The organism is Pseudoalteromonas sp. R3 (assembly GCF_004014715.1).
In the GTDB taxonomy this organism is placed as follows: Bacteria; Pseudomonadota; Gammaproteobacteria; order Enterobacterales; family Alteromonadaceae; genus Pseudoalteromonas.
Genome location: NZ_CP034835.1, coordinates 396,539 through 413,016 on the forward strand (window position 1 = coordinate 396,539; position 16,478 = coordinate 413,016).

Genomic DNA, 16,478 nt, shown 5'->3' on the forward strand with positions numbered 1-16,478 from the left:
AGACTTTGCGCTTCTCATCCTGAAGTGAGGTTAACTTCTCAACACTTTATGGATTTGAATTGATCATTCTCTGCCAGGAGTGGATCCAGCGTATGAACTCGGGTAATGCTTTAGGACGGCTGATCAGGTATCCCTGCATCAGCAGGCTATATTTGTATTTTTCCAGATACTGCAATTCTTCAATTCTCTCTATGCCCTCCGCCACAATGTCCATTTGCTGGTTTTGCGCAATGTCAATCAGGCTATCAACCAACACCTGAGAGAAACGATCAGACTCAATATAGGTAATGAGTGAACGGTCCAGTTTGATTTCAGTAAATGGCAGGTTTTTTAGCTGCTGTAAATTGGTAAACCCTGTGCCAAAATCATCAAGTGACAAGTCGAATCCACGTAACCTGAGCCGGTTAATGGTTTCGAGTTGCAGGTTACTGACAATAGGTTGGTTCTCAGTGATTTCAATGATCACCTCTTTGGGCTCAAGACGATTGAGTTCCAGGATCAGGGCAAGTTTGTCGGGACACCCGCTATCATTGAGCTGCACAGGTGAGAGGTTAAAAGCGAGCTTGAAAGGGTAGTTGAGTTCAGCTCTGAGTTTCTGGAACTCTTTGGTCGCTTTTTCAAATAGCTGAAAGGTGACCAGGTTGATCAAGTCCAGATCCTGAGCAACGCCGATAAAGCGATGAGGTAACAGTGTTTCACCGTGCTGATGTGATACGATACGGGCCAGTACCTCAACACTTTTAATCTTTTTACTACCGCGGTGCACTTTAGGTTGGTAAAACGGCGTGATTTCATTATTGCTGATGGCATACAGGAGTTGCTCTTCTGTCACACATGGATCTTCTGGATCATCTGCACCAATAAAGCTATCCAGTTTTTTCAGTAGCCTGTCGACATCATTGAGCTGGACAGGTTTGGCAATGTTACCAATCAGATGCGTGTTGTGTTGCCGCGCAAGATTAGCGGCGAGATCCATGACCCGGGTTTCCATCTCAGAGATTATGACGATCCCACCTGGGTACCTGAGCTCGCCCAACTTGCGAATGAGCTCCATACCGTCCATATCAGGCATGTTGAGATCCGTAAAAACGGCGTCATATTGCAGTGGCGTTTGTCTCACCAGCTCCAGAGCTTGAGGCGCACTGGAGACGGTCGTAACATAGTCTACCTCCAGCTCTGCCAAAATGGCTTTCATCACGACCAAAATGGCCTGAGAGTCATCTACGACGAGAACGTGCTTAGCCTGATGTTGCATAACGCTATCCTTAGTATGGAACCCAATTCTAAGTCTAGTACATTGGTTATAGAACGCACATGACAGACGCTCTAATTCATGAAAATATAGCGTTACTCAGGCCGATAGCGGGTTCAGAAGAGCTAGGTACTTACGTATAAAAAATGCGTATAATGGGCACACTGTATATTTATTTACGAGTCATCATGACCCGCATTGAATTTCCATTAGCAGGCTATCAGGTGTCTGTATTAGTGAATCGTCAGGAGATCCTCCAGGTATATCAGGATCAACAACGCCTGGCACACGAGCCAACAGACGATCAGCAGTACTCAGTTGCAGTCGATGGTCATCAACTACGCTTGGATCCAAGCCGCTTGCCCGAGGGACTGCTGGCAATTGCCGTTGATAACGAGCCTTGGCAATGGCTCGAAGTGCCTGTTCAACAACGTGATAACAAAGGTAGCTGGTTAGGCCTTGCCGCTTTGGGTTTTAAACTATTGAAAAGTGCCAATGTAATTAAGGCTGCATTAGCTGGCGCATCCTTAGCTGGTTATGCCTGGCTCTTTTCCTGGCAATTTGCTGTCATGCTTTTGGCGTGCCTGGTCATTCATGAATACGGCCATATCCGCGCAATGCGTTACTTCGGATTAAAAACAAAAGGAATATATCTAATCCCATTTGTTGGTGGATTGGCTGTAAGTGAAGACAAACTTACTACGCGTTGGCAGAATGTGATTATTTCACTGATGGGCCCTGCTTTTGGTTTACTAGCCTCTTTGGCGGCGGTTGTACTGTACTATATTAGCGGGCTGGAAATATTCGCAGGCGTCGCTGTGCTGAGTGCGTTGTTAAACTTATTCAATATGCTACCGATTGTGCCTCTGGATGGGGGGCATGTACTGAAAAGTATCAGTTTCTCTATGCGCTCCTGGGCCGGGTTACTTGTTTGTCTGGCCGGGATCCTGCTGGGCGTGGTGATCAGCTATACCTTTGGTCTGATGTTGCTGGTGTTCTTTTTGGTGATTGGTACGATAGATATTTTGCTGGAATGGCGAAGTCGTCATCAGGCGCATTTAATCCCCCTGGATCGATATGGGCAGATTGTATCAACGGCGCTCTACCTGATGGTCTCTGGCGGTTTAATTGCTGTCATGTGGCATTTCGCAGACGCTGACAGTGTGTTACTGAGTTTACCTATCAAAGTGCTGTCAAATTAATCGCTTGCCGGTCAGCGTTGTGACCGGCATATCTTCGAGGTTAAGCCAGGGTCAACAGAAGTGCAATGACAACCCCACTGACCAGCAGCTGGATCAGACAAAACCCCATAATATCCTTTGCTTTTAAACCTGCAATGGCCAGCACGGGAAGTGCCCAAAAAGGCTGTATCAGATTGGTCCAGGCATCTCCCCAGGCTACAGCCATCGCAACACGTGCAATGTCAGCTCCCAGTTCTTGTGCTGCGGGGAGCACAATGGGTGCTTGAACAGCCCATTGCCCACCACCAGAAGGCACGAAAATATTGACCAAGCCGGCGCTGAGAAAGCTCCACAATGGTAAAGTTGTGCTGGTACTGATCTCAACAAAGCCACTTGAAATCTGTTGTGCTAACCCTGTTTTGACCATCACGGCCATGATCCCCGCATAAAAGGGAAACTGGATCACAATACCCGCGCCCCCCTTGATAGCTTCCTGTAAGCTATTTAGTACGTTGGCAGGTGTACGATGCAGCAAGATGGCCAAAAACAAAAACAGCGCAATAACACTGTTGAGGTTAAGCGTGCCGCCGGCGACGAAAAAATAATGCAGCAGATAGCCACATCCCAATAATCCTATCAGGGTACCAACCAGTGTACTATGCTCCAGTCTCTCAGCTGGGGTTGGTGAAGCCGGGGGGCTCTGTGGCTCTGGTTGTACTAGTTTTTCAGGATTGACGATGATCTGCGCTTCGGTTGGCGGCAGCATTAAACGATTAAGTAACGGCATGACCACAAAAAGTACACTTAAAATAAGCAGATTAAATGGTGCAAACAGGGTTTGAGCTGTGCTCAGAATACCAATCTGTGCTTCAGCAAAGTGCCCTGGGGTAGCGATAGTAAGAGGCACTGAGCCGGCCAGCCCGCCGTGCCAGACAATAAATCCAGAGTACGCACTGGCAATCAGAAGTCTATAATCTACAGCAACCTGACGAGCGAGCGCTTTGGCGAACAAAGCACCCACCACCAGGCCAAAGCCCCAGTTTAGCCAACTGGCCAGCATGGCAACAACAGTGACCAGCATAATGGCCTGAGCAGGAGTTCGAGCGAAGGTTGCCAGTTTGTTTAAAGCCATGACACAAGGGCGAGTACTGGCTAACATGTAGCCACAGACTAAGATCAGTAACATCTGCATGGCAAATTGCAGCAAGTTCCAGAACCCCTGTCCCCAAATGGAGAGTGCTTCTGCCGCTGTGGTAGGAGTGAGCATGCAGGCAAGGATGAGCACCAGCAGAGTCAGCAGGCAGACAAAAATATAGGGGTCGGGTAAATAGCGCTCGACCAGTCGGCTGAGTGGCTGTGTTATACGGTTTAGCATGACAAATTCCCATTGAATGTGCGCGACAAACAGCTTCCTGGTTTAGTGATTTAATTCACTAAAAGTTAGTCAATTAAGCTATATTAACAGCTGAGTGAGTCGCGGATTTTTTATATTTTATTGATTATTAAGTGTTTATAATTCTGGCACAGAACGTGTAACAGATAAATCATACGTTTGAATTGTCTGCGCGTCACTATTCAACTGCGCAGCTAAAACTAAAAAAGAGAGGTCTTTATGGCAGGACAGGGTTCAGGAGGCAATGTAATTGCCGCGATATGTAATGTGTTTTTTCCGGGCTTAGGTCAATTGGTGCAGGGACGTTTACTGGCAGCTCTGATCTTTGCGGTCATCTGTGTTGGCGGATATGCGCTATGGTGGCTGGTGGTGCCTGCGGTGTTGGCGGCAATCGTGCAATTATGGTCGATCATTGATGCCGCTAAATACCGTTCTTCAGACTGATAAAATGGCCAGCCACAGGCTCAGTGAGGCGACACTTAACAGCGTAGATAACACTACACTACCTGCACTCACGGCCTGTTGCACCGATAACTGACGTGCGACCAGGTAAGCGTTAATACCAAGTGGTGCTGCGCTCATCAAAGTGACGACCTGGCGCTGTAGTGGTTCCAACATGAGCAGTGTGGCTGTCAGGTAAACACATAATGGTAATACTAACAGCTTGATTGCACTGAGTATCAGCGCAGGAAACCACACCGGGCGAAACCCATATTGAACCAGGCTGGCACCCAGTACGAACAAGGCGCCAGCAATGGCCGGTTTTGCAAACCAGTCCATGCCACTGAGCAGTAATATTGGGATAGGGAATTGCAGCAGGTTGGCTATCATTCCAAGGCTGATACTCAGTACAACAGGGTTCAGAAAGAGCGGTTTTAACCATGTCATACCACGGGTTTCTTTTTCACGCGCGAGCATAAAGGTGAGGGAAAACAGGACTGCGCTGTGTAAAGGGATGATCATAAAGACCATCGCCGCGGCCTGCTCACCTAGTGCCGCCAGGATCACAGGAAGCCCCACAACTACTGTATTAGAGTAAGTACTATTGAGAGCACCGAGAGCAGCTTCTTTGACAGCCCATTTTCGGTGGGATCCCATGATGCCAACGATGAGTACATAGATGGCAACGACGGGTAAGTAAAATGCCAGTAACAGCCTGGCTGATGCAATATCTGACAGTTCTGCTCGAAACATACTTAAAAAGAGCAGCACGGGGATCGCCAGATTAAAAATATAGACTCGGATCCCATCCAGTTGGGCTGATGAAATAAACTGGGTGCGGGCACAGATAAACCCACAGGTGACGACAAAAATCAGCGGAAACAGAATATCAATGAAAGTCACGGGTTACTCGCCAGTTGCGAACGGCTATGGTCCAGAGTGAAGCGCGTATTATACGGGTTTATCTGAGCTAGACAATGCACTGTTGTGTAGTTAGGGTATACTTACTTAGGTGTTTAATCATAACTTGAAGTGAGTATGGAGTATCAGTTTATTCGCGATCCGATTGCCGGGTTTCGTGTCAAAATGTCAGCAGAACATGAGTTGGTTGGCCGTTGGTTGAATGACGAACTTGCCCATGAAGAAGTGCCAACATTTGTTGCACAACTTGAAGCGGTAAAAACCAGTCGGGATGAGCTTTGTCTTGAAGGGCGGGAAGTACGATTGACCGTCACACACCAGGAAGCGCTCTTTGAAGCCCACGATTTGTACCATGAGCAGTCGGACGCGCTATCCGCCTTCAGTGATGACGCGTTGTCACTGGAAGAGTATGGTCTGAGTGCTGGTTGTGGCTTCGAAGATTTCGAAGCCTTACTTCTTGATTGGCAAGAGTTTATCCGTCGTCGCCGTTAGCTTGTCGCTTGTTGAGGCGGCGCACCATAAAGCTGCTCTGCTCGGTTAAATAGCACCCAGGATGTAAGAATATACTTATCATTAGAGCGCGGCATGTTACCCCGATGCGTATGTGTGAAGTAGGCCGGGGCAATAACCATAGAGCCTTGTTTTGGTTTAATCATCTTATTTTGATAGTGAAATTCGGTTTCGCCGCCTTCTTCTACGTCATTGAGGTAAAACATAAACAAGAGTACGCGGTGCAGCGCTTCGTTATGTTGTAATTGCGGATAAACTTCGCTGTGCCAATATGGATAACCACCCTCATTGGTCGGGTAACGCTGAGCCTGAATTGACCCTAAACGAAACAATTGCTGGGTTAAAATGGGTAATTGAGGCTTACCCACTTCCTCAAAGTTATCGACGGTTAAATTGACTGGCTGGCCAGTTTTGGGGTGGAAGACACTCAACCCGAATGCACCTATCATCATGAAAAAGTGTTCTTCAATGTAATCGAACAGGTATTTTGACGTGGTTTGTTGAATGTGTGTTAATTGCTGAGCATAATCCGGGTATTGATTTAAATACAGATCCTGACTGATTTTCTTACTGAGATCGATACCGCCCGAGGTTGTACCCTGAGCCAGATGGGGGCTGTTATCAAAAGTCTGAATAAACTGCTGGCAGAACTCGGGACTCAGTGCATTTTCATAAATGCGAATAAAATCAGTCATGTTGATATCCAAAATTGGTTAGAATTATTATGCTGTCAGAAACTCTTATGCCACGTTTTAGTGAAACAGACGTGCTCGGACACATCAACAATACCGCACTCCCGGTATGGTTTGAAGCGGCGCGCACCCCTATTTTCAAAATTTTTACACCTGACCTTAATCCACATCAATGGAAGCTGATTGTTGCCAAAGTGGAGGTAACCTTTAAAGGTGAGCTGTTTTACGGGCAACAAGTTGAAGTTAAAACCGCCATCGAGAAGGTAGGTAACAGCTCTTTTGTGATCCTTCAGCAGGCCTGGCAGCACGGGGAGTGCTGTGCAGAAGGGCGCACCGTGATGGTACGTTATGATTTTGCTAACAAAACCTCTCAGGCGCTGAATGATAGAGAAAAAGCTGAGCTGGCAGCCTACGCGCTTTAGATTTTACGCGTCATTTAACTCAATGATTCGTGGTCTGACGTTACCCTGAACTGATGCCCAATAGCTACCGAGAAGCTGGGGGGCACCACCAATTCATATCAGCTACTGGCTATCTGATATAACCCGAAACTGATGCCCAATAGCTGCGGAGATACACGGTTTCACCACAAATTCATAACGGGTAGGTTCACCTTCAATTTTAGTGATCTCCAGCAGTTCATAGTCGTTTAACTCAATAATACGGGTACCCGGAGTAATTTCACATCGTGAGCGGCTATCCGATTCATACTCATAGATAAAATATGTCAGCACATTTTGTAAATGGCGCTCATATTTATCGGCGTTTTTTTCAAACGCTGATAATTGTACCTGGAGCTCTTGTAGTTCAGCCTGTTTCTCTGCGAGTTTGGCTTGGGCTGTGTCATCCACAGCAGAGCCAGCTACAGCATCAATACTGGTTCCTACAGCCGTGTTGTCGGAACCTTCTTGCATAGCAATGTTGACCTGGATTGACTGGCCAGTAAAGCCTTCAATAATATGTCGTAAAAAGCTATTCACACCACGCGACATGCCAGTAGAGGAAATAAATACGGCCATCTGATAGAGCAAAAACAGTCCAAAGAAAAAGCGCACCAACCCAGTGGTTACCGGGTATTGGTAGTCGGGGCTGTGCCACCATTTATGCAACCCAAAGGGTCTTAACAACATCAGCACAAACAAATAAACAGGCTGGATGAGTTGTAACAGGATCAGCAGTAAGATGCTGGTAGTGACAAACCAGGTTGGTACCGACAGCAACATGCTAAAATTATGCGAATAGGGCAGGTGATCGGCATTTACCCCGGTAATGTCATTGACCATACCAGCTGCCTGGGCCAGCGCATAGTTGGCAATAAACGCGTAGAACAATAAGATCACGGCTTTGCCAGGCAGGCTTTCCCAAAGATGAATAAACCTGGGCCAGAATTCTTTGGTCATGGCTATCAATGCTAATACAGAAGCGGCCATGTACAGTGAGTTGTCTTCAGGCAGTTCGTTGAAAATTGCAATCAGGCACAGCGTAGTTGCTGAAAAGTAGCAGCGTTGCGCTACATTAAGTGCGTGCCAGAATACTAACCATCTTTTTTGGATTTTGATAAGCGGACTTAATGCGGGTTGTAGCGCGTTTGGGAGAGCCAGTTTCATTATTTTTGTTCCAATCCCTGACGAGTAAAGTGAGTGGGGGAGGTCGCTCCCCCTTGCTCAGTCCGTTATAACATAGGCTTAAGGTATCGACCAGTGTGTGAGGCAGGGCATTGTGCTACGTCTTCCGGCGTTCCGGCAGTCAGGATTTGGCCACCGCCTGCGCCACCTTCAGGGCCTAAATCGACGATCCAATCGGCGGTCTTAATGACATCCAGGTTATGCTCAATGACCACCACAGTATTACCATGATCACGCAGACGATGTAGCACAACCAACAGCTGCTGAATATCATGGAAGTGTAGTCCTGTGGTAGGTTCATCCAGGATATACAAGGTTTTACCTGTGTCTCGCTTAGACAGCTCACGAGCCAATTTGACCCGCTGGGCCTCGCCTCCGGACAAGGTAGTTGCAGCCTGCCCGAGTCGAATGTATGACAAACCAACGTCCATCAGAGTCTGCAGTTTGCGTTTAATAGCCGGGATCTTGTCGAAAAACTCACGGGCATCTTCTACGGTCATTTCCAGGACTTCATGGATATTTTTGCCTTTGTACAGGACCTCTAAGGTTTCACGGTTGTATCGCTTGCCTGTACAGACGTCACAGGGGACATACACGTCGGGCAGGAAGTGCATTTCAACCTTGATCACACCATCACCCTGACAGGCTTCACAGCGGCCACCTTTCACATTGAAACTAAAACGGCCGACTTTGTAGCCCCTTGAGCGTGCTTCCTGAGTGCCAGCGAACAATTCACGGATCGCTGTAAAGATCCCAGTGTAGGTAGCCGGATTTGAGCGCGGTGTACGACCTATCGGGCTCTGATCTATGTCGATCACCTTATCAAAATGCTCCAGGCCCTCAATTGACTGGTAAGGTGATGGTTCAGCAACCGTAGCGCCATTGAGCTCCCTGTGAGCAAGTTTGAACAGTGTATCGTTAATGAGCGTGGACTTTCCTGATCCTGATACACCGGTGACACAAGTCATAAGACCAAATGGGATCTTCAGATTGACGTCCTTCAGGTTATTTCCACTTGCACCATTGAGTGCCAGCCATTGATCGCCGGGCTGGTGGCGTTGTGCAGGGATGGCAATTGCTTGCTTACCACTAAGATACTGGCCAGTCAGCGATTCGGAGTTAGCCATAATGTCCTCGCGACTGCCTTGTGCTACCACATATCCACCATGAACACCGGCACCCGGGCCGATATCGATAATATGATCCGCTGCGCGGATTGCGTCTTCATCATGTTCAACAACAATCACCGTGTTACCGAGATCGCGCAGATGTGTCAGTGTGCTAAGCAGGCGATCGTTATCGCGCTGATGCAGACCGATAGATGGCTCGTCCAGTACATACATGACTCCAACAAGGCCGGCGCCAATCTGACTGGCTAAACGGATCCTTTGGGCCTCTCCCCGGAAAGGGTATCAGCACTACGCTCTAGTGACAGATAGTTCAGGCCGACATTAATCAAAAAGGACAGGCGATCACGGATCTCTTTTAGCACCTTTTCTGCGATCTTCGCTTTTTGGCCACTGAGGGTCAGGTCACCGAAAAAGTCGCATGCTTCGCCAATACTCATAGTGGTAACGGTTGGCAAATTAGTGGCACCAATGAATACATGGCGCGCTTCTTCTCTGAGCCGAGAACCTTCGCATTTTGGACATGCCTGGCTGGTCTGATACTTAGCCAGCTCTTCGCGAACTGAGGCCGACTCGGTTTCCCGGTAGCGGCGATTCATATTATTTAACACGCCTTCGAACTCATGATTCCGGGTGATCAAGTCACCTCTGTCATTACGATAATTAAAGGCAATCTTGGTACGTCCGGAGCCTTCAAGTACCACTTTTTGCGCGTCTTTTGGTAAATCCTGAAACGGTACTTCCAGATCAAAGCCATAATGTTCAGCTACTGAACTAAGCATTTGGTAATAATAAAAACTACGCTTATCCCATCCTTTAATGGCCCCGCCGGACAGGCTCAGCTCCGGATTTTGTACGACTCTGCTTGGGTCAAAGAACTGTCTTACGCCAAGGCCGTCACAGCTTTGACATGCACCGGCCGGGTTGTTGAACGAGAATAGGCGAGGCTCAAGCTCGGTCATGGCATAGCCACATGTTGGGCAGGCAAAGTTGGCTGAAAATATCAACTCTTCTTCGAGACTGTCATCCATCGCGGCGACCACGGCTATACCATCAGCCAGCTCTAGCGCGGTTTCAAAAGACTCCGCAAGCCTCTGTTCCAGGCCTTCCTTCACTTTAAAACGGTCAACCACCACCTCAATGGTATGCTTTTTGTGTAATTCTAGTGTTGGTGGATCGGATAAGTCGCATACTTCGCCGTCGATACGGGCACGGATAAACCCCTGACTTGCCAGCTGTTCAAGGAGCTTAACGTGCTCCCCTTTACGGTTTTTCACCACAGGGGCGAGCAGCATAAGCTTACTGCCTTCGGGGTGGGCCAGTACCGTATCTACCATCTGACTGATGGTTTGGGCTTTGAGAGGCAGGTCATGCGTCGGACAGCGAGGCTCACCAACACGGGCAAACAATAAGCGCAAATAATCATAAATTTCAGTGATGGTCCCGACCGTTGAGCGCGGATTATGAGAAGTCGACTTCTGCTCAATGGAAATCGCCGGTGAGAGCCCTTCGATGTGATCAACGTCAGGCTTTTCCATCAGCGACAGGAATTGTCTGGCATAAGCAGAGAGTGACTCCACATAGCGGCGCTGCCCTTCTGCATATAAGGTGTCGAATGCCAGCGATGACTTACCTGACCCAGAAAGGCCGGTGATCACAATGAGCTTGTCGCGCGGTATTGTAAGAGAGATGTCTTTGAGGTTGTGCGTGCGTGCGCCTCTAACTTCTATTTTATCCATGGTGGCCTTATTTGCTGTACAAACTTACAGTGTTTTTATCAGACTCCAAGGGTACCCTATCCTGTCTGTAAAATTAAGCTATCTTGACTAAACTTACGAGAAACCTCAAAACTGGGGATCACATTTGTACTGGTTAGCTTTTATATGTGCACTGTTTACGCCGCTTGTTGCGGGGTGTGAGCTTGTTGTCCGGTTTGAAAACTATGCCGCACAATCGCGTTTAGATAGTACATCAAAGTGGCATGGCCTGGATGTGGACTTTGCCAGGGCGCTGCTGGATGAGGCTGGTTGCGGCTATCAGTTTATTAATGTGCCCTGGGGTAGAGCACTGAAAATGCTGGCAGAAGGCGAGCTCGATATGGTACTGAGTGTCAGCCGCACGCCTGAACGGGAGCTATTTGCTTATTTTATCGGCCCGCAAAGAATGGAAACAATTGTCTTTGCCATGAGCCAGCAGCGACCTTATTCGCTACACCAATTGTCTGATCTGTTTACGCTCCCTGTGCCTGTTGCTATTCAGCGAGAAGCATTTTACGGTCCTGTGTTTAACGAGTTGCTGCTACGAGAGCAGGCGAAAGCTGAGTCACAACGCTTTATTTATGTGGCGGATAACCAGCGCAAGCTGAGTTTGCTGAAACACGGCAGGATCGCTGGGTTTTTGGAAGAAAAGTTTAATGTTTTGTATCAGTCGCAACACAACCCTGATTTCGCTCAGATCACGGTAAGTCCGCTGGTTGTAAACCGCGAGCCGGTTTATTATGCCTTGAGCAAACGGTCAGTGTCGGCCAAGGATATACAGCAGTTGACGGCTGCGTTTCAGCGGCTGCAACATTCAGGCCGTCTAAAGCAGATCCTGTCCAAGTACGGATTAGACTAAACACCGGTTTTTCTCACTAAAATCTGATCTGGTCGTCAACACTTGGTTACTTTTTTGCTAGACTAGCGCCTGTTTTTGTCTTAGCCAAATAAGTGTCATGTCGAAACAATCACTTAACTCTCTTGAAAAACGTGCTGCTATTTCACTGGCCAGTGTCTTTGCCTTTCGGATGCTTGGGCTGTTTATGCTCATGCCCGTGTTGGCCATTTACGGTCAGTCACTCACTGATGTATCGCCACTGTGGATTGGTCTGGCAATCGGTGCTTACGGACTGACACAGGCGTTACTGCAAATTCCCATGGGGTGGTTGTCTGATAAATTTGGCCGCAAACCGATTATTGTTGCTGGCTTAATTATGTTTGCTATTGGCTCTGTGATAGCGGCACTGGCTGACTCGATTTATTGGGTGACAGCAGGGCGCGCCTTACAGGGGATGGGTGCCATTGCAAGTGCTCTGCTGGCGCTGGCTTCTGATCTAAGCCGAGATGAACAGCGACCCAAAGTCATGGCTGTCATTGGTATGTGTATCGGTATGAGCTTTGCCGTGGCGATGTTGTTGGGTCCTATGGTTGCTGCTGCATTTGGCATAGCGGGAATTTTCTGGCTGACTGCGGCACTGGCTGTACTGGGGATCGGGATAGTGATGTTTATCGTGCCAAGTGCAGTAAACCGGGCGCCCAAAGGAGACACGGTAGCCAGCATGGCAGATATTCGCCAGTTAGTGCGTCATCCGCAGCTGATTAGGCTGGATCTTGGCGTGTTACTGCTACACTTAACCTTGACGACGTTATTTGTCGCGCTGCCGGGTCAGCTCATTGCTGATGGTTTGGCTGCGCAGGATCATTGGCAATTGTATATCCCCGTTTTATTGCTTGCGTTCGTATTGATGGCGCCGCTGATGATAGTGGCCATTCGTAAGCAAAAAGAGAAACAGGTATTTCTGGCGTCGATAGCCTTACTGGTGCTGAGCACGCTGGCTTTAATCCCCGCGGCAAACTCCCTGATAGGGATAGCGGTAGCGATGACAGTGTATTTCATTGCGTTTAACTTTCTTGAGGCGACGATGCCAGCTTTGGTTTCGCGCATTGCCCCGGCGACCCAAAAAGGTTCAGCAATGGGCGTCTTTTCCTCTTCGCAATTTTTTGGCGCATTTGCAGGTGGTGTGATGGGGGTTATCTGGCTCAGCAGTTTAATCCTCAAACTGTGTTTGCTGCGGCTGCGGCAATTGGGGTAATATGGCTATTTATTGCGTGGCGTATGCAAATCCCGGTGCGAAGTAAAACACTCAGTTTTGTAACTGACGTGGATGAGCCAGAGCGAGCCGATGCTTTGGCCGATCAGCTGGTCGCGTTACCTGGGGTTATCGAAGCAACCGTTGTCAGTGAAGAAAATCGTACCTACTTGAAAGTAAACGATAAAGAATTTGATTTAAACCAAGCAAAGCAAGCCCTGGGCTTGCGCTAGCTTGCAATAGTGTGAGGAGAGGGTGCCATGGCACGCGGTGTAAACAAAGTTATTTTGGTTGGTAATTTAGGCCAAGATCCTGAAGTACGTTATATGCCTAACGGAAACGGCGTAGCGAACATCAGCATTGCAACGACCGACAGTTGGAAAGATAAAAACACAGGTCAGATGCAAGAGCGCACTGAATGGCACCGTGTAGTGCTATTCGGTAAGCTGGCAGAAGTAGCGGGCGAATACTTACGCAAGGGCTCACAAGTCTATATCGAAGGTCGTCTGCAGACTCGTAAATGGACTGATCAAGGTGGTCAGGAGCGCTATACGACAGAGATCGTTGTTGATATGGGTGGCCAGATGCAAATGCTGGGCGGCCGTGGTGAACAAGGTGGTGGTCAGTACCAGGGTGGTCAGCAAGGTGGCCAAAGCTATGGTCAGTCTAACCAGTCTAATTATGGCAACCAGGGTGGCCAGTCTCAGTACGGGCAACAGCAGCAGGGCGGTTTTGCACCTCAGCAAGCACAACAGCCTCAGCAAAACCAACAACAAGGCGGCGGCTTTGGTGGTCAGTCTATGGGTCAGCAACCACAGCATAATGCGCCTGCACAAGGTGGCTTTGCTCCTCAGCAAGGTAATGCAGGTGGTAACGCCGGTGGCAATGCAAGCGGCAGCGCTAGCAACCCAATGGAGCCGCCCATCGACTTTGATGACGATATTCCGTTCTAATCAAAGACAAATATATTAGTGTTGGAAAATACTCTGAAAAGCCGCAGTTGAGCGGCTTTTTTAGTTTATTGGAAAATGAGCTGTAAGATTAGTACGAATGGGTATGCACTTTAATTTGAATGTGTCTGCTGATCGCCGACGGTCCAAACCTCCCCGAGCAATAAGCAGTCATCTGAGACGCTAATTAACAAATGCAGGCAAGATCCGTTCAGCTACAATTTGCTGTGTTGCGTGGTCAACGTGATGCGCAGTGATTGCAATAATTAAGTCTAATTCTTCTATCAAAATGATGTATATTCCTCCCCCACCTTGGGCAGAGACACTCGCATATTTCTTATCCTTGTACTGAAGATCTGAACTCCACCAATAATAGCCATATCCCTGATTAGAAACGTCTTTGCCATCACCGAAAATTTCATCATCTCCCGTTGTGATAAGTCTACTTGTAGATCTGGTCATAAAATCTTTATCAATTATCTGATTACCTTTCCATTTGCCCCTATTTGCTGCGAGTATGCCCATTTTTATCATGTCTCTTGATGTTAAGCTCGATCTCCATATCGACTCGGGTAATCCACTCGGTGCCGTTTTCCAATGAAAATTTGAAATGTCTAATTGTCCCAATAGCTCTTTCTCAATGAATTTTTCAATATTACCAGGTATAACCGCCTCGATTACCTGCATAATAAGCTGAGGGCCAATATCGTAATAAAAGCTTTTCGATTCGGATGTTATGGGGGCACTGTTTTCGAAAAGAAATTGAATTTCTTTTTGACCTTTGACTAATGGCGAGTTCTCCATCATAGACTTGCGGGTTGCATCGCTGATCCGAAGTCCGGTTGTCATGGTTAAAGCCTGGTGCAAGGTAATATGACTTGCGCCGTCAACAAACTTTGAAGCGTCCAGCTTGTCCAGAAAGCCTGCCACGGGCTTATCCAAATCATCCATGCTGAGGTAACCCAATTGAATGGCACGGCCAAGCAACATGCCTGTATAAGCTTTAGTTACTGATGATTGAGGATGGGATAAATCTACGCGGCCTCTGAGGTAATATGACTCAAACAACAGTTTGCCCTTATGGTGAATTAAAAGGCTGTCAAAATTACCGTGCTGTTTTTTGGCAAGTTCGTCAGCCAGTGCAAGGATATTGGCTTTTCTGCCGCCATCAATGCCCAACTCCCCAACCGCTAAGCCATCGCTTCTCGAAGCTGGTTTAACATCAATGAAAGCCTGTGGTAGTACAGAAATATCCCAAAACTCACGGTTTATTTCGGGTTGCCTCCAGTGTCGTATCATTGCTTCCTCATCGCTGGCCGTTGGCGCCATTTTATTTACTGGTGTTAAAGATGCTTGATTACCCATGCTTGCAAAGCTACAGACAATAAAAGGCAGTAGCAGTTTGTATTTTACGCGAGCCATAACCTTTCCTTATAGTTCTATTTTATTTATTAAATTCAAAGCGTTCTGTTTTTATCTGCTGTAATTTGCGATGGATAATGTAGCTGACAGGTGGTAGCTGATACAGCAGGCAAAGAATACCGGTCGCAACAATGGGCCCTATTTGCCTTGCTTCAAAGCTATGATGTGCGATATGCATGATGCTCCATAAGTAAGGAATGAAAGCGAGTGAATAACCACATACAGCGAGTTCAATGATGGAAGCTTGTTGTTGTTTATATAAATAGAGCATCATTGCGATACTGAAGAACGAGATGAGCAAAGACTCGAAATGTATAAACATGCCCCATTCAGCCAGCGCTAAAATGTCCCAGAAATTGTGCCAAAAATGTGCACTAAAGAGCGCCGTATGAATTTTTCCTTGTAGCAGCTCATCCCAAAATGTTTCAGAAATGAAAGCAGGATCGTTCAATATGGACAGCAACACAATTAAACCCGCAGTCACAACGAACATGATAAGAGGCAAGTAAAAATTCAATCGCCCCAACACATCGACAGAAGCCAGTTTTTTCTGTAGATAAATCATGCTCGTTTCAAGAGTTTGCTGCCAATACCATTGATTAGCATGTTTGATACTTTGTTTCGCTCGTAAGTTAAATTCTTCTTCAAGGTCGCCCAGAACACTTTCTACCAGTCGATGAGGAAGCAATATAGTGAGAATTTTATTTGCCAGTGCTGGCGGTTTGACATCTGATTTGTTGTCTGAGTAGAGGCTCATTGCTACACCTCCTGAGATAAAGAATGGCGAATAGATAGTCCGTGCCATAATGTATCCATAGCCTGTCTGGCACGCTTAAGTGCATTATGGCCTTGCGCAGTCACTTTGAAATAACGTTTTGCTCGACCACCTCGCTGAGCTGTGGCTTCGCCTAGCTGCGATTCCACCATTCCTTTACGCTCCAATCGCTCTAGTGTCGAATAAAGTGCGCCAATGGCGACATTGCGATTCACTTGTTCTGCCAATAGTTGTCTAATCGCTGCACCATACGCGTCATTTTCGAGATGAAGTAACGCAAGCATAGTCATTTGTTCGAATTCACCTAAGAATTTATCTTTTTCAGACATAACAGGAAGTCTT

At 47.4% G+C, this 16,478-nt stretch carries 14 protein-coding genes and 2 pseudogenes; 7 read left to right on the plus strand and 9 right to left on the minus strand.

Going from position 1 to position 16,478, the window contains the following annotated elements:
- Window positions 1-46 precede the first annotated feature (46 nt).
- Window positions 47-1,255 (minus strand): EAL domain-containing response regulator, encoded by a 1,209-nt coding sequence (locus ELR70_RS06685; protein ID WP_054014251.1) that lies wholly within the window; start codon window positions 1,253-1,255, stop codon window positions 47-49.
- Between the two features lie 185 nt (window positions 1,256-1,440).
- Between ELR70_RS06685 and ELR70_RS06690 the strand changes: the two genes are divergently transcribed.
- A complete protein-coding gene (locus ELR70_RS06690; RefSeq protein WP_054014630.1) occupies window positions 1,441-2,454 on the plus strand; it encodes a site-2 protease family protein in 1,014 nt (337 codons plus the stop codon).
- 40 nt (window positions 2,455-2,494) lie between these two features.
- Here ELR70_RS06690 and ELR70_RS06695 read toward each other — a convergent pair whose 3' ends face one another.
- Window positions 2,495-3,808: a TIGR00366 family protein gene (locus ELR70_RS06695; RefSeq protein ID WP_054014252.1), complete on the minus strand. Its 1,314-nt coding sequence runs from the start codon at window positions 3,806-3,808 to the stop codon at window positions 2,495-2,497.
- Between the two features lie 237 nt (window positions 3,809-4,045).
- Between ELR70_RS06695 and ELR70_RS06700 the strand changes: the two genes are divergently transcribed.
- Entirely contained in the window at window positions 4,046-4,270 is a 225-nt protein-coding gene (locus tag ELR70_RS06700; RefSeq protein ID WP_054014253.1) for a hypothetical protein, read from the plus strand.
- Here the strand turns inward: ELR70_RS06700 and ELR70_RS06705 are convergent.
- Entirely contained in the window at window positions 4,262-5,170 is a 909-nt protein-coding gene (locus ELR70_RS06705; RefSeq protein ID WP_054014254.1) for an AEC family transporter, read from the minus strand. The genes ELR70_RS06700 and ELR70_RS06705 overlap by 9 nt on opposite strands.
- Before the next feature lie 135 nt (window positions 5,171-5,305).
- Between ELR70_RS06705 and ELR70_RS06710 the strand changes: the two genes are divergently transcribed.
- Window positions 5,306-5,680, plus strand: a complete 375-nt coding sequence (locus tag ELR70_RS06710; protein ID WP_054014255.1) for a YacL family protein — start codon at window positions 5,306-5,308, stop codon at window positions 5,678-5,680.
- Here the strand turns inward: ELR70_RS06710 and ELR70_RS06715 are convergent.
- Window positions 5,677-6,393, minus strand: coding sequence for a 2OG-Fe(II) oxygenase (locus tag ELR70_RS06715; RefSeq protein WP_054014256.1), 717 nt, complete (start codon window positions 6,391-6,393; stop codon window positions 5,677-5,679). The two genes, ELR70_RS06710 and ELR70_RS06715, sit on opposite strands and share 4 nt — an antisense overlap.
- A gap of 29 nt (window positions 6,394-6,422) precedes the next feature.
- Here ELR70_RS06715 and ELR70_RS06720 point away from each other — a divergent pair, with 29 nt between their 5' ends.
- On the plus strand, window positions 6,423-6,812 hold the full coding sequence (locus tag ELR70_RS06720; RefSeq protein WP_054014257.1) for a thioesterase family protein: 390 nt from the start codon (window positions 6,423-6,425) through the stop codon (window positions 6,810-6,812).
- Window positions 6,813-6,914: 102 nt separating this feature from the next.
- Here ELR70_RS06720 and ELR70_RS06725 read toward each other — a convergent pair whose 3' ends face one another.
- Complete coding sequence (locus ELR70_RS06725) at window positions 6,915-7,997, minus strand: hypothetical protein (RefSeq protein WP_054014258.1); 1,083 nt, start codon at window positions 7,995-7,997, stop codon at window positions 6,915-6,917.
- A 65-nt stretch (window positions 7,998-8,062) separates the two neighbouring features.
- Window positions 8,063-10,881, minus strand: a pseudogene (uvrA, locus tag ELR70_RS06730) (excinuclease ABC subunit UvrA).
- 124 nt (window positions 10,882-11,005) lie between these two features.
- Here uvrA and ELR70_RS06735 point away from each other — a divergent pair.
- The 3 genes and pseudogenes from ELR70_RS06735 (at window position 11,006) to ssb (ending at window position 13,942) form a co-directional block, all read left to right on the plus strand.
- Complete coding sequence (locus ELR70_RS06735) at window positions 11,006-11,758, plus strand: transporter substrate-binding domain-containing protein (RefSeq protein WP_054014260.1); 753 nt, start codon at window positions 11,006-11,008, stop codon at window positions 11,756-11,758.
- A 97-nt stretch (window positions 11,759-11,855) separates the two neighbouring features.
- Window positions 11,856-13,222: pseudogene (locus ELR70_RS06740) on the plus strand (MFS transporter).
- Between the two features lie 27 nt (window positions 13,223-13,249).
- Window positions 13,250-13,942, plus strand: coding sequence for a single-stranded DNA-binding protein (ssb, locus tag ELR70_RS06745; protein ID WP_054014262.1), 693 nt, complete (start codon window positions 13,250-13,252; stop codon window positions 13,940-13,942).
- A gap of 180 nt (window positions 13,943-14,122) precedes the next feature.
- Here ssb and ELR70_RS06750 read toward each other — a convergent pair whose 3' ends face one another.
- From ELR70_RS06750 to ELR70_RS06760, 3 genes are read right to left on the minus strand one after another with little or no spacing between them, the layout of a single operon-like run.
- Entirely contained in the window at window positions 14,123-15,361 is a 1,239-nt protein-coding gene (locus ELR70_RS06750) for a serine hydrolase (protein WP_054014263.1), read from the minus strand.
- A 22-nt stretch (window positions 15,362-15,383) separates the two neighbouring features.
- Window positions 15,384-16,118: a permease prefix domain 2-containing transporter gene (locus tag ELR70_RS06755; RefSeq protein WP_054014264.1), complete on the minus strand. Its 735-nt coding sequence runs from the start codon at window positions 16,116-16,118 to the stop codon at window positions 15,384-15,386.
- 2 nt (window positions 16,119-16,120) lie between these two features.
- Window positions 16,121-16,465 (minus strand): helix-turn-helix transcriptional regulator, encoded by a 345-nt coding sequence (locus tag ELR70_RS06760; protein ID WP_054014265.1) that lies wholly within the window; start codon window positions 16,463-16,465, stop codon window positions 16,121-16,123.
- Window positions 16,466-16,478 lie beyond the last annotated feature (13 nt).

Bases quoted from the DNA above. Each gene is read 5' to 3' on its own strand.
- ssb (WP_054014262.1), top strand. From the start codon at position 13,250: ATGGCACGCGGTGTAAACAAAGTTATTTTGGTTGGTAATTTAGGCCAA.
- ELR70_RS06685 (WP_054014251.1), bottom strand. From the start codon at position 1,255: ATGCAACATCAGGCTAAGCACGTTCTCGTCGTAGATGACTCTCAGGCC.
- ELR70_RS06725 (WP_054014258.1), bottom strand. From the start codon at position 7,997: ATGAAACTGGCTCTCCCAAACGCGCTACAACCCGCATTAAGTCCGCTT.
- ELR70_RS06700 (WP_054014253.1), top strand. From the start codon at position 4,046: ATGGCAGGACAGGGTTCAGGAGGCAATGTAATTGCCGCGATATGTAAT.
- ELR70_RS06750 (WP_054014263.1), bottom strand. From the start codon at position 15,361: ATGGCTCGCGTAAAATACAAACTGCTACTGCCTTTTATTGTCTGTAGC.
- ELR70_RS06695 (WP_054014252.1), bottom strand. From the start codon at position 3,808: ATGCTAAACCGTATAACACAGCCACTCAGCCGACTGGTCGAGCGCTAT.
- ELR70_RS06690 (WP_054014630.1), top strand. From the start codon at position 1,441: ATGACCCGCATTGAATTTCCATTAGCAGGCTATCAGGTGTCTGTATTA.
- ELR70_RS06755 (WP_054014264.1), bottom strand. From the start codon at position 16,118: ATGAGCCTCTACTCAGACAACAAATCAGATGTCAAACCGCCAGCACTG.
- ELR70_RS06710 (WP_054014255.1), top strand. From the start codon at position 5,306: ATGGAGTATCAGTTTATTCGCGATCCGATTGCCGGGTTTCGTGTCAAA.
- ELR70_RS06720 (WP_054014257.1), top strand. From the start codon at position 6,423: ATGCTGTCAGAAACTCTTATGCCACGTTTTAGTGAAACAGACGTGCTC.
- ELR70_RS06715 (WP_054014256.1), bottom strand. From the start codon at position 6,393: ATGACTGATTTTATTCGCATTTATGAAAATGCACTGAGTCCCGAGTTC.
- ELR70_RS06760 (WP_054014265.1), bottom strand. From the start codon at position 16,465: ATGTCTGAAAAAGATAAATTCTTAGGTGAATTCGAACAAATGACTATG.